At 34.6% G+C, this 14,150-nt stretch carries 9 protein-coding genes; 7 read left to right on the top strand and 2 right to left on the bottom strand.

Translation table 11 applies throughout. From position 1 onward, the window contains the following. Nucleotides 1-6 precede the first annotated feature (6 nt). The gene (locus CGC48_RS02410) at nt 7-555 is read left to right on the top strand and encodes a hypothetical protein (protein ID WP_098028333.1); all 549 of its coding nucleotides are present in this window, start codon (nt 7-9) and stop codon (nt 553-555) included. Nucleotides 556-657: 102 nt separating this feature from the next. On the opposite strand, the gene CGC48_RS11705 is transcribed toward CGC48_RS02410, so the two are convergent. Then, nucleotides 658-879 carry a hypothetical protein gene (locus CGC48_RS11705; RefSeq protein WP_157909857.1) on the bottom strand — a complete coding sequence of 74 codons (222 nt, stop codon included), beginning with the start codon at nt 877-879 and terminating at the stop codon, nt 658-660. A 99-nt stretch (nt 880-978) separates the two neighbouring features. Here CGC48_RS11705 and CGC48_RS02405 point away from each other — a divergent pair, with 99 nt between their 5' ends. The 3 genes from CGC48_RS02405 (at nt 979) to CGC48_RS02395 (ending at nt 3,154) form a co-directional block, all read left to right on the top strand. After that, nucleotides 979-1,914 carry a glycosyltransferase family 2 protein gene (locus CGC48_RS02405; RefSeq protein WP_098028332.1) on the top strand — a complete coding sequence of 312 codons (936 nt, stop codon included), beginning with the start codon at nt 979-981 and terminating at the stop codon, nt 1,912-1,914. A gap of 66 nt (nt 1,915-1,980) precedes the next feature. Beyond that, nucleotides 1,981-2,301 (top strand): barstar family protein, encoded by a 321-nt coding sequence (locus CGC48_RS02400; RefSeq protein ID WP_098028331.1) that lies wholly within the window; start codon nt 1,981-1,983, stop codon nt 2,299-2,301. 73 nt (nt 2,302-2,374) lie between these two features. Continuing rightward, the gene (locus tag CGC48_RS02395) at nt 2,375-3,154 is read left to right on the top strand and encodes a polysaccharide deacetylase family protein (RefSeq protein ID WP_098028330.1); all 780 of its coding nucleotides are present in this window, start codon (nt 2,375-2,377) and stop codon (nt 3,152-3,154) included. An 18-nt stretch (nt 3,155-3,172) separates the two neighbouring features. Here the strand turns inward: CGC48_RS02395 and CGC48_RS02390 are convergent, their stop codons facing one another. Next, nucleotides 3,173-3,934 carry a class I SAM-dependent methyltransferase gene (locus tag CGC48_RS02390; protein ID WP_098028329.1) on the bottom strand — a complete coding sequence of 254 codons (762 nt, stop codon included), beginning with the start codon at nt 3,932-3,934 and terminating at the stop codon, nt 3,173-3,175. 145 nt (nt 3,935-4,079) lie between these two features. Here CGC48_RS02390 and CGC48_RS02385 point away from each other — a divergent pair, with 145 nt between their 5' ends. The 3 genes from CGC48_RS02385 to CGC48_RS02375 all read left to right on the top strand — a co-directional run bounded on the left by CGC48_RS02385 (nt 4,080) and on the right by CGC48_RS02375 (nt 14,108). Then, the gene (locus tag CGC48_RS02385; RefSeq protein WP_098028328.1) at nt 4,080-5,702 is read left to right on the top strand and encodes an Ig-like domain-containing protein; all 1,623 of its coding nucleotides are present in this window, start codon (nt 4,080-4,082) and stop codon (nt 5,700-5,702) included. A gap of 26 nt (nt 5,703-5,728) precedes the next feature. After that, nucleotides 5,729-6,493 carry a 5'/3'-nucleotidase SurE gene (gene surE / locus CGC48_RS02380; protein ID WP_098028327.1) on the top strand — a complete coding sequence of 255 codons (765 nt, stop codon included), beginning with the start codon at nt 5,729-5,731 and terminating at the stop codon, nt 6,491-6,493. A gap of 217 nt (nt 6,494-6,710) precedes the next feature. Then, complete coding sequence (locus CGC48_RS02375) at nt 6,711-14,108, top strand: T9SS type B sorting domain-containing protein (protein ID WP_098028326.1); 7,398 nt, start codon at nt 6,711-6,713, stop codon at nt 14,106-14,108. Nucleotides 14,109-14,150 lie beyond the last annotated feature (42 nt).

Here is a 14,150-nt window from a genome sequence, read left to right as displayed (position 1 = left end):
ATCATTATGGAGGAAACAAATGAGAAAACAACATACAATGTAACCAAAACTTGCCAGTGTGGAAACAAGGACAGCTTTCCGATAACAAAAATTGAAGCCGCTTTTGAACTTTTTGATGATAAAAAACTCTGGAAGGAAACACCTTGTAGCAAATGTGGTTCCACTAAAACAATTTCTGTAAGCCATTCAATTCCAAAGATAGACCAAGAACTCTTTACAATATGGAGTGAAAACCCAAACTATTATTTTATGGAACAGGACGAGGACTTGATACTCGCAGAGATGGATAATCTGGAATTATTACTCAAATCCTTCGATAATAAGAGCTTCCCCATTGAGAAAAAGTATATAGTTGTCAATGCTTTGTGCGTACTTCTTTATAATAATATAAAACTTCCTGATGAAAAATACAGCAAGGAGGAAAAACAAAATATGATTGAAAATAAAACAAAAATACTTTTTGAACTTCAGAAAAGAAAAGATGAAGTACTAAAATACAAAGACGCAGTTTGGAGCTATATTTGGGATAAAATAGAAGATATTATCAATAAATAGAGGTAAAATAGTAGTAGAATGTTCTAAAAATAGAATGAATATATCTAAATAACTTATATTTTTATAAAAAATAACTCTTTTTTTAATTCAAAAATCATATTTTTAAAGAATATTAAGTCCGTACATAGCGAAATCAAGTTCGTACAAAGTGAAATCAAGTCCGTACATAACAAAATTAAGTCTGTAGATAAGAAAATTAAGTTCGTAGGTAATGAAATTACATTCGTACGTAATGAAATTACATTCGTACGTAATGATATAAAGTAAGTATGTAATAAAATTAAGTTTGTACAGAATAAAAATAGATTTGTATGTAATTGACATTGATTATTTATATCAAAAATATTGTAAGTATTCATTTTTTCAAACTAAAAGATTAACTTTGGCGAAAATTATCTGAAGAAATCAGTAAAATATCAAGCTATGCAAAAGAAGAAAATTGATATAGTTGTACCTTGTTATAATGAAAACGAGAACGTATTTGTCCTATATGAAGCCATTTTAAAGGTCTTCAAGGAAAAACTTTCTGAAAAATACACCTGTACAATCATTTTTGTGAATGATGGAAGTTCAGATAATACACTTCACCATCTAAAAAAGTTAAACGAGACAGATGAAAATGTGAAATATATCTCCTTTTCGAGGAATTTTGGACATCAATTGGCTGTAAAGGCAGGACTTGATCACGCTTTTGGCGATATTGTTATTTCTATGGACGCCGATTTGCAACATCCGCCAGAACTTATTCCCGAACTTGTCGAAAAATGGGAGGAAGGTAACCAAGTTGTGGCAACAATTCGCACATATCCTTCAGATATATCAAAGAAAAAGGAGAAAACCTCCAAATATTTCTACAAAATGCTGAATTTAGTTTCCGACGTAAAGATAAGAGAAGGTTCGGCTGACTTTCGTCTGTTGGATAAATCGGTGGTAGAGGTTATTCGTTCAATGAATGAGGGCGAACCTTTTCTTCGGGGGATTGTTCCTTGGATTGGCTTTCGTCAAATGTACGTCCCATATGTGGCTCAGAATAGGTTTTCGGGTGAAACTAAATACACAATCAAAAAAATGCTCCACTTGGCGTTGGTAGGTGTAACAGCTTTTAGTGTAAAACCTTTGTATTTTGCCGTTTACTTGGGATTTACCTTTTCATTGTTTTCACTTTTGTACATTCCATACGTAATTTGGTCGTTTGTTAATGGAACAGAGATTTCTGGTTGGGCATCATTGATAATGACTATTGTTTTCTTCGGTGGATTGCAACTCATTATACTGGGAATCATCGGAATTTATGTTGGGAAGATATTCAAACAAACTAAATCCAGACCAAGTTATATCATTTTTGAAAAGAAACTTTAGAAAAGTGAGAATATTCTTTTCTTGCATATTAAAATAAAAGGGAAAAATTACTAAAAAAACAATGCAATGAATTTCACAGATTACAGAAAAGATCATCTGAAAATAGCCATTGATTTGCGAAACGTTAAAACTGAAAGAGCTTTTTTGATGAAAATGCAAGAAATGTTTCAGTTTCCGTCTTATTTTTGGTTAAATTTTAATTCTTTGAATGATTGTATGCTATCGCTGGATTGGATTGATGAAGGTAGAATTGAAATTGATTTCTTTCATCTGGAAGAATTAAAAGATACAAATAATTCATTGCACATTATTGTAAAAGAGTCATTGACAATGTATAAAGATTATTGGCAAAAACGAGAAGATAAACAAGTTACTTTTAACTTTTAATAACGTACATAAAATGTATATTTGCATTCTTAATAAAAAGTAAAACTACTTGTAGGAAAATATTTCAGTACCGATGATTTACCTTTCATTTGACATAGAAGAATTTGATATGCCTAAGGAATATGGCTATGATATTGATTTTGATAGACAAATACATATCTCCCGTGAGGGTTTAACAGCGATTTTGGATTTGCTTAAAGGTTACGATGCCAAAGCTACGTTTTTCTCGACGGTGGTTTTTGCCAGAGAAGTTCCTGATTTGATAGAGAGACTTTTGGCAGAAGGACACGAATTGGCTTCTCACACCTTTTATCATTCTCAGTTTGAGAACACACATTTGAAACAATCAAAAGATGCTCTTGAACAGATGTTTGGCACTTCAGTAAAGGGACTACGAATGCCGAGAATGGCGGAGGTTTGTTCAAAAGAGGTGAAAAAGGCAGGTTATGAGTACAACTCGTCCGTAAATCCGACCTTACTTCCAGGCAGATATAACAAAATACACGTTCCCAAGCAAATATTCGTTGAAGAAGATTTATTACAAATTCCTGCAGCTGTGAGTCCGCTTCTTCGTATTCCGCTTTTTTGGCTTTCTTTTCACAACTTTCCGCAATGTTTTTTTCATTTTTTACTAAAAAGAACGATGAAATACAGAGGTTATGTCACATTGTATTTTCATCCTTGGGAATTTACCGATTTGCATCAGAAAGAATTCAATTTTCCGAGTTACGTAATGCGAAATTCAGGAGAAAAAATGGTTTCCCGATTTGAAAAACTGCTAAAATTTATCAATCAAAATAATTGGCAAATGGGCTTGTATAGAGATTTAAAGAAAAATGAAGTAAAAAGGTAGCAAAGAATTCATATTCTGTCAAGGTTTTTTGCAAACGGGTATGATTTCTTCCTTAACAATGCGATATTTTTCTATTTCTTCATCGGAAAATTGCTTGGCGTAATGCACTTCATCAACTTGAAAACCAATTTTTCGGAGTTTATCAAAGTAATCCATTCCGTAGATGCGAACGTGGTCGTATTGCCCGAAGATTTTTGTACGCTCATCAGGATCGGTAATGCTGTCGTCTTCAAAAGTAACCTCACGATTGTAGTCTTGTGGAATTTGAAAAATTCCTGTTCCGCCAGATTTCATAACCCTAAATAGTTCGCTCATAGCTTTTTGGTCGTCTGGGATATGCTCCAAAACGTGATTACATAAAATCAAATCGAAGGTATTATCAGCAAAGGGTAAGTTACACAAATCAGCTTTTACATCTGCCAAAGGTGAATACAAATCGGTGGTTATGTATTTCCAGAGAGATTGTTTTTTGAAACGCTTATAAAACGCCTGTTCGGGGGCTACGTGTAACACTTTCATTTCCCGTTGGAAGAAGTTTGTTTCGCGAGTGAGATAAAGCCATAGCAATCGATGTCTTTCCAAAGAAAGTGTGGAAGGTGAAAGTACGTTAGGACGCTGAACGGCATACCCGTAGGGCAAAAATTTACGAAATTTTTTGCCATCAATGGGGTCTTCATATTTGCTTCCACGAAAGTACAAACTTATGAAAGGACGCACACAATAACTTATTTTTATAAGCCAAGGACGCGGAACTTTATTTAATATCCAAGACAAAATCAATGCAGTTTTGAGTTTTAAAATTCTTTTGCAAAAGTAAGGAAGTGTTTGAAAGTTTCAAAATGGAAGTTTTTTAAGAAGTAAGTTTTTCATAATCTGCAAAAAATAGTACTTTTGTGGTTTCTACCTCGAAAAAAGTTTGTATAAAATGAAGAAAAATTCAAAGAAATATAGCTATTTTTTATTTTTAATAATCTTAATATCAGTGTTTTGGCAATGTGCAAGAAGAGGTTCGCCAACTGGAGGTCCTAAAGATGAAAAGCCACCAGTTTTGCTCTTTGCCGACCCAAAATCAGGAATAACACAATTTAATCGCAATAAAATACGACTAATCTTTGATGAGTTTTTGGTAATTAAGGACTTACGTAAACAGCTTATCATTTCTCCTCCTATGGAAAATTTTCCGATTATATCACCAATGTCGGCTTCTAAGAAATTGGATATAAGTATTTTGGATACACTAAAGCCTAATACAACATATGTTCTTAATTTTGGAAGCAGCATTCAAGATTATAATGAGGGAAATCCGTATTCTGATTTTAAATATGTTTTTTCTACTGGAAATTTTGTTGATTCGCTGAAAATTAAAGGTAAAATAAGAGATGCATACAAGCCCAAACCAGATAACTTTGTTACGATAATGCTTTATGAATATAACGAGAATTATAAAGATTCATTAGTGTACAAGGATAAACCAACTTATGTTACCAATACGCTTGATAGCCTTGAAACGTTTGAGTTGAATTATCTTCGAAAAGGTAAATATATTCTGGTGGCTCTGAAAGACAAAAACAGCAATTATCGTTTTGACCAGAAAGAAGATAAAATAGCCTTTTGGAATGAACCTATTTCGGTAGAGGATAACGATACGTTGCCATCATATGAGCTTACATTGTTCAAGGAAATTCTGAATTATAAACCTGCTCGTCCTGCACAGGTATCTGAAAACAGAATCAGTTTTGGTTTTGAAGGAAGTACTGATAGTGTACAAATTAAACCAATTTCACCTGTAAAAGGGGATTTTAAATACATAATTTCGAAAGAACCAAAGAAAGATACTTTAAATTTTTGGTTTTCTCCGAAACAATCTGATTCATTGCTTTTTGTCGTACAAAAAAGTCAGAAGATAGATACTTTCAAAGTTCGGTTGAAGAATATGAAACCTGATAGTTTATTGATTTCTAATAGTTTTTCGGGAGAACTTCCTATGGGGAAAAATTTTGCGTGGAAGTCTAACATTCCAATATTGAAAGTCGATACTACCAAAATCAAAGTTTTTGATAAGGATTCGTTGCAACTTCCTTTCAAAACCAAGTTGGATAAGGATAAATTAGAATATTCTCTTTTGTTCGATAAAAAATACAACACGTCGTACCGAATTGAAGCTCTTCCTGAAGCAATGACCGATTTTTTTGGCAATACTAATGATACTTTGCGAGTAAATCTGAAAACTAAAAAATTGGAAGATTATTCTATACTAAAACTTACAATCAAAAAAGAGTTGCAATTTCCTGTTATTTTGCAACTTACTAATGAAAAAGGAGATAAAACAGAAAGTGAACTTTACTTTGAATCTGCTCAAAAAGAATATGTTTTTGAGAATATAAATCCAGGTAAATACAAAATTCGAATTATAGAAGATAAAAATAAAAATAAAATTTGGGATACAGGTAATTTTTTGAAACGAATCCAGCCTGAGAGGATACTATACTATCCTAATTTGGTGGAACTTAGGGCAAATTGGGAAGTAGAAGAAGTCTGGGACGAATAAAATTATCTTTTTATCAATATTAAAAAATGCAGAAAAGACCTTTAATTTTAGTTACGAATGATGATGGAATTACAGCTCCAGGCATTCGTTGTTTGATACGTGTAATGAATGAAATAGGGGAGGTGGTTGTAGTAGCTCCTGATTCGCCCCAAAGTGGTATGGGACACGCTGTTACTCTTAATTCTACATTACATTGTGAACCAATACATATAGATAACGGAATACAAAGAGAATACACTTGTAGTGGGACTCCAGTGGATTGCGTGAAAATAGCCCGTCACGAAGTACTGAAACGTACTCCCGATTTATGTGTAAGTGGAATTAATCACGGCTCCAATTCATCAATAAATGTGATTTATTCTGGAACTATGAGTGCTGCGGTAGAGGCTGGTATTGAGGGAATTCCGGCAATTGGTTTTTCATTATTGGATTATAGTTGGGAAGCCGACTTTGAAGAAGCTCGTGATTTTGTAAAAAAAATTACATTGAATGTACTGAAAAACGGACTTCCGAAAGGAGTGGTATTGAATGTTAATATTCCAAAATTGAAAAGAGATGAAATCAAAGGAATTCGGATTTGTCGTCAGGCTCAGGCTCGTTGGCAGGAAAAATTTGATAGGAGAATAAGTCCGCAAGGAAGAACCTATTATTGGATGACAGGAAAGTTTATCAATGAAGATGTTGGAGAAGATACCGATGAGTGGGCATTAGCCAATGGTTATGTGTCTGTGGTTCCGATAAGATTTGATATGACGGCATATAATGTTATCGAAGAGCTTGATAAATGGTAATAAAAGCACAAAGTTTTGTTAAAGTAAGTTATTGATACTCTTTTTTTTCTTGTTGATATTTAAAAATGTTATTTTTTTTCCTACGTACGAAAAAAGAAATAATTTTGCAGAGTGAACCTAATTGAAGGTTAGAAGATATATAGAGAAAAATTATTTGATTGATTTATAGTGGTTTAATTAATCTTTATGTCTCTTTTTTAACCTTAGTTTTTTATATATGATGAGGAGAATATTTCTGATATTACTTTTTTTTGTTGTGTCTCAATCAGTTGTGGGACAATGTTATGATATTAACGCTTTTAAAGTAACTTCTGTAGAATCTGTCTGTCTGTCAAACGGACAAGTTTCAGTAGAACTGCCTTCGGCAAGTGCTGGTTGTACTGCATCACTTACAATAGAGCTGAAGTTACCAAGTGGTGCAATAGGAGGATTAAAACATAATGTGGCTTTAGGAGAGATAGTTACATTTGATAATCTGGCTTCAGGAGAGTATTCTGTATTGGTACACGACCCATCGGGAGTATCTTCTTCTCCCAAAAAAATCAGTGTTTCAGGAACTTATACTAAATTGAATATTAGTAATTTGGAGCTTTGTGGGGCAACGATGTCCAGAACAAGTACAACTTCTCCAGCTTTTTCTCAAGAAGATGGAACAATTAGGTTTACTATTGTTGGAGGAACTGGTGTAGGAACCGATTTTCAGGTAAGTCTGGAAGATGAAAATGGAAGTGTATTGGTGCCAATTAGGAATGTAACACGTCCTGATGCATCAGCTAATTTTTCTTACACACTAACAAAAGAATCTGCCACAGATAAGATACCTTCAAGTATGAAAGTGTTTTTGGTGGTAAAGAACGTTGTTCCAAGCAATATCAGAAATTGTGAAGAGGATATCAAAAGGGTTGAGATAACTACTCCTTCCGCGATATATATGCCAGGGTCATATGACATTGTTTGGGGACAGATAGCCTTACGTGTAGAAGATGATTGTAAATATAGTTTTGGTATAAATATACGAAGAGCTGATGGAAAAACTGTTCACAGTGATGGACAAGGCTGTTATAGTAATGAAATATTACGTTATTTTAGAGAAACGGGAAGGGCTAAAATAGAGGTCATAAATTCATCCGATCCTACCAGAATTGGAAATGTTGATAATCTTAACTATTATACTACAAATCCACCCAGAGGCTTCAATGGCTGGGGATATAGAACACTTCCAGTTTATTTGGCGGGAGATGAGCTGTTAATTACTATTGATGACGGCTTCGGAACAGTTTTGCAACGACAATTTAAATTAGACGTTACTCCACAGAGAGGGTTTTCTTTATCTAATTCATCTTCTGAGACTGGATCCTGTGATCCTTACTTAAGAATTAAAACATCATTTAGTAATTCAGGAACGAAATATTTTACTGATTTGTTATCAGGAGGAACCTTTCCAATAACAGGATACCAATGGGCAAATGCATACACAAGGCAAAACTGGCTTTCTGGGAAATTTAGATATGAAGTTGAGAAAGAAACACCTTCAGGGACTTATTCTTTAGTTACTCATACAGAACCTGATTACGACGTGGTAGACGTGACTCCACACGGATCAGGAAATTATCGTGTTCGTGTTGTTTCTGGTTCGGGCTGTCCTGTTCAGGAGCAGATTATTCGTAATGTAAATTATCTTTCAACCAATCGTTTTGATAAAGCTTTTAATAGCATTCAAAAAAATAGAGGAATCTATGATGGTACAGTATCTTTTAGAATGCCTATTCCTACTGATTTTTATTATGAACACCCTACAAATCCAGGGACGGGAAGCAGAGCAAAATTAACCATTACACGTGCTGACGGACAATCTTCTGTGTCTTTTTCAACATCATTATTCTTTGAGCAATCTACTAATAAAACGATTAATTTTCCGATAGAAATACCATTAATTCCAGGTACTATTAACCCCAATGGAGTTGAATTTGTAGGATTCGGAGATTTCCCTTCAGGAGAATACATTTTCAAGTTGGAAGATGCTTGTGATTCTGCAACAAGGTCAATTAGATTTACTGATGTAATGTCGTTTGGGTCTGGTAATAACGCTCCTTCATACCAAGTTGTAAAAAAATGTGACACGAATGAAATTATATATACTTTAGGAAAAGTAGCTACAAATCGAGATTGGATACACGTACACCTTCAACGTAGAAATGCATCGGGTAATTGGGATACAATAGATGTGAGAAATTTTAGTCCTGAAGGCGAGTTTTCCAATGTAACAGCGGGAATATATAGGTTAGTTACATTAAATTATTATTATACTACGGTAACAGCCAGTCCTTCACCTTTAGAATTTATGTGGACTTTGTTGCCTCCGTTTGCAAATTATCCATTAACAGGACTTAGAACTTCAGATAATCCGTATATACTTCAGGAAGCAAGAGGTTATTCTCCTAATATTGAAATTGAGCCACGTAGTTTTCAACCCTATGTGTCAAGTATTTCTTGTGGAACTACGAGTGGCTCAGGAATGGTTCTCATTGATTTGTCTCTTAGTGATTTAGCTGATGAAGATATTACTTATACTTTGTACAAAGAAGAAATGGGTACAACTCAAACTATTGTCACAGAAACGCTTCCATCAACAACGAAAACACATTCTTTTCAAAATTTGGACAATGGAAAGTATAGTGTAAGAATTAAAAATAGTTGTTTTGATTATGTAACACAACTGGTAGAGGTTAATTCTGATGCTGTATTCCAACTTGGAGTTAATTCTTCTCAAAATATTTGTCCAGCAGATGTAGCTACTATGGAAGTAAATGTTTCTCCTGCTTTGTTTGATATTGAGTGGTTTCGAATTAATCCTAACACAGGGGTAAAAGAAGGACCATTAGGAGCTGGACAAAAGATATTTACAGAGACTGTACACACCCAAACAACTTATGAGGTTTCAGTAAAACTTAAAAATCACTTTGGTTGTAGTTCAAATTCAGGAAGTGTACAAACAACAACAGTTACAATAATAGATGATAGAGATGCACCTCAAGTTACTACATTTCCAGATAATCAGACTCATACCATACCAGCAGGATTGTGTTCAGTAAGTAATATTGTTTGGCAGGAACCTACTTATACAGATATTTGTCCTAACACAGTAACGGTATCATCAACGCATACACAACCACTGGAATTAAGAGCAGGAGTGCATTCTGTTGTTTATACTTTTACAGATGCATTGGGAAACACAACCTCAAGAACATTGGTTATCACAATTGAGGAACCTAAATTAGAATCTTCTTTAACAGATAGATACACTGATGGAGGTATAAATGAATTGACCACATTAACGACTGACCAACTGTTTTATTATGAGGTAAGTTATCAAAATATAGGACAAGAGAATATATCAAAGGCGGAATTAACTATACAATTGCCCACTAATTCCAATGTAGAACCATCAACGGCACATTCTGTTGATATTTCGGAGGCTGGAACAGGAACAACACGTTTGTATAATTCAGCCAATAAGTCATATACTTTTACAATTCCAAACTACCCAACATCAGGAGGTAAGATTAGAATTCCGTTGCAACTTTCTGGAGGACAGATAGAAGCAGGAAAACCTTGTATGAATGTCCTTCAACTTACTTCTACAATAAATTATGAGGGTGGAGGAGTAACTTGTTCACGAAACGACACAAAAACGATTTCTTCAACTATTGAAATTGATACCTCAGAAAATAAACAGACAAAAATTTCTTGTGGAGCAACCATTCTTGAAGCAGAAGCAGGATTTACAGGTTATCAGTGGTTTAGAGGAAATTCAATGCTTGTAGGAGAAACTAACAGGACATACACACCTAATGTGTCTGACACATACAAGGTTGAGAAATCTATCCTTTGTGGAACAAAAATGGTAACCAGCTTTGAAGTATTTGATTTTAAAGCTCCTGTGGAAATTAGAGATATAACGATAGTAAGAGACAAAGTGAATTGTGTAGATAAAGGGCAATTGCGTGTAGACACAACGATAGAAGGGTTGGCTCCGTATCGTTATATGGCTCGAATAAGTACAGACCCTTTTCCTACTAGTGCCGATTTTACTACACCAAGTTCAACAGATGTTGTAACAAACTTTGGAGATAATATTTTAGACTTACCAATAGGGACCTATAAGGTATACGTATTGGATAGTAGTGGTTGTATTAAGGAGTATACACAAAGAACGTTTACCATTACTCAGGCACTTCAGCCATCAATAGGCAATATTGAGGTAGATGTATGCAACTTGTCAAATGGAAAAAATAATGTAAATGTTAGTATAACTTTTGGAGAACCTACATTGGGTCATCACTATGTGCTTAATGGAGCAACTCCTGTACAAATAAATACAACACCATTTACCATTCCAGAATTATCTTCAGGAACTTATACCATAACTGTTGCTGATGAAAATAATTGTGGAGATACACATACATTTGTTGTAAATCCGCCAGTGAAATTGGGAACTGCAAGTGTAACAAGAGGTCTTTCTTGTTCAAATCCAGTGGCTCAAATTACTTTAGACGAGATTTCAGGAGGAACAGGAATTTATACTTATGAGCTTGTACAAGTGATAGATAGAGCGAATAATGTATATACACCAATTTCTTCATCAACAATAACAATTCCTTCAAATACATCAACTTCTGTGGTGGTAGATGTTTCGGCAGTTGGAGAGTACGAATTCCGAGTTAAGGATTCACAAATGACTTCTTGCTCAACGTCAATAGTAAGTAATTCTGTTATTGTGGAGGCTGCTAAACTTCCAGAAATAGACATACAACAGACGAAAGTAACTCCTGAATCTTGCCACAAACGAGCAGAAGGAAGCATTGAGTTAGTCTCAATATCGGCTGATTTAGAACCAATTGATTTTAAAATAATTCAGATGAAGGATTTGACAACAGGGACAATAACTCCTATGGCAATTGCACCAACGTCATCTTCTTCAAATACAGCGAAATTCACGAATTTATCAGGGACAATCGCAGGAATTGAATACACAATTGAACTAACAGGAAGTAACGGATGTAAACGTCAAATACAAGAGATTGTTAAGGCAAATCCTCCTATTTTCGCAAATAATGCGTTGAGTGTTACGCAATTATCGTGTGCTTTGAATTCCAACTTGGAAGCGGTAATTTCCTTTGATATAAATCAAATAAGTGGAGGAATCGCTCCATATACTTGGGAATTTTTCAATAAAGCAACGGGTACTTCTATTGGAGGAAATAATCAGCCAACTATTTCTATTACAGATGTTAATGGAGGAACTTTTTATGTAGAAGTGCGAGATTCTGCAGGTTGTTCAGAAAACACGAATGAAGTAACAATCAATCCTGTGTTCAATCTGTCAAACGTTGTAGTAACTCCTGCTAAACCCATAACTTGTTTGGCAAACGAACAGATTTCGGTGAATGTTACAGCTAACCCGAACCACATCTCAGGAACAGAGCTTCGTTTTACAGCAAAAAGATTGAGCGATAATTTTACGATAAGCGAAACCTACTCATCAACAACGACTACAAATTCCGTAAATCATACATTTACAAGTTTATTACCAACAGGTGAGTATGAAATAACAGTTGAAAATTTGGCTACAAATTGTAGTGTTAAAGGCACATATGTGGTTGTTGATTTAGCAAATAAATTTGAAATTAATAAATCAAATGAAAGACAACCTTCTTGTTATCAAGGAAATGATGGTCGAATAACGCTTACTTTCTTGGATAAGAAGCCAACTATCGGAGGAGATAAATCAACTGAAGGGTTTACTTATACAATTACACATCAGGTAACAAATCAGGTAATAACAGGAACCGTTCCTTTAGGAGACTCTTCTTTAGAGATTTCGAACTTGTTTGCCGGTGATTATCGCATTGAAGCAATTTCAATGGCGAATGGTTGTTCTGTAAGTACTTTATTTACAATACCACAAGCAGATTCTGAAATTGTTATTAAAGCAACTCCAGTAACTCCTCAGGTAAGTTGTGAAACCAATAAAGGGGATATCACTGTTGAGGTCTTAAGTGGAGGTAAAGCTCCTTACGAAGTGACGTTATCTTCAGGTACAGAAAATGTAACCCAGACGATTCAGGATAAAATTGTTACATTTAAAGGAGTATCGGCAGGGGTGTATGCAATTACTCTAACAGATGGATGGGGTTGTTCTACTTATACGGGAACGCAAACAGTTGAGTTAAAGGCTCCAGAAGCGGTAGTTGCTAGTGTAACAACAACGAATGTGAGTTGTAACGGGCAGAACGATGGTAAGATTGTCGTTACAAATGTGAGTGGAGGATCTGGCTCAAATGTGTTTACTTATGAGTTGGAAGATGGTGTAAATACTAAGGTAATACAGGATTCAAATGTTTTTGAGAGTTTAAAAGCAGGAAGTTATGTGGTGACGATTGTGGATAATATGGGGTGTAAAGTGGTTACAAATACTACAATAACACAACCTACTTTAATAGAAACTAAAATAGATGTAACGGTTTCAGACAGAATTGTTTGCTATGGACAATCTGATGGCTATGTGAATATCAAAGCCAAAGGAGGAACACAACCTTATTCGATTGATGTTTACACAAAAGAGTCTAATAGTAGGGTTACTCCTGTTTCGTATGTAACACCTAACCCTTCAAATCCAGCGTTGGCTCCAGAAGTGGCAATTACAACAGATGCGATTTTAAAATCAGGGACTTATTATGCTAAAGTAACTGATGCTACTGGTTGCTCGGTAGTTACAAGTGAATTTACTATTGAAGAATTTCCTGATATTCAGCCAAAAGAGGCTTATCAAGATAAAATGTGTAATTCTAATGGAATTTATGACCCGATTGCAGTAAGGTTTGCAAGTCCTGTGGATATAAATCACACATTCTATATTCTAAATGGAGTTAGAGGCACATTTTCAAGAGTTGAAGGAAATTATGGTTTTATAGATAATTACGACAGAACAGTAGCAACTCAAACCTTAACTATTGAATACGTAAAATCACATTCTGATGGTCAGCAATTAGGAAAATGCGCAAGTTCAGTTCTGACTTTAACCATAGAAGAAATCAAGGCATTAACAGCAACAGAAGTTACCAATAATGGTTTGAATACGATTGAAGTAAAAGCAGAAGGAGGGGTTGCTCCGTATCAATATTCATTTAATAATCAAAATCAAGGAAACAATCCTGTTTATATTGTAAAAGAAAGTGACCCGCAATACATCGATCCAGTAACAAACGAAGTTGGCAAAGAAATTTCAGTTGAGGTAACAGATGCTTTGGGTTGTACTTACAGTCTTACAATAAGAAAGATTTTCTATGATATTGTAATGCTAAATTTCTTTACTCCAGATGGCGACGGAATAAATGATAGATGGAAACCAAAAAATCTTGAAAATTATCCAAAATCAAGAACGTATATCTTTGATAGAAATGGTAGGAAAATGACGATATTAACACCTATCGAATCTTGGGACGGAACTTATGAAGGTAAACATATGCCATCGGGTGATTATTGGTATATTTTAGAGCTTAATAAAGCAAAAGATAATCGCAAGTTCTATGGTAATTTTACATTATACAGATAGAAATAATGAAAAGGGAAATCTCTTTCCCTTTTTTGTTTGTCA

Origin of the sequence: Capnocytophaga cynodegmi (genome assembly GCF_002302475.1) — a bacterium.
In the GTDB taxonomy this organism is placed as follows: domain Bacteria; phylum Bacteroidota; class Bacteroidia; order Flavobacteriales; family Flavobacteriaceae; genus Capnocytophaga; species Capnocytophaga cynodegmi.
Note: the sequence above shows the minus strand (reverse complement) of the source record. Positions and strands in the feature narration are given on the sequence as shown.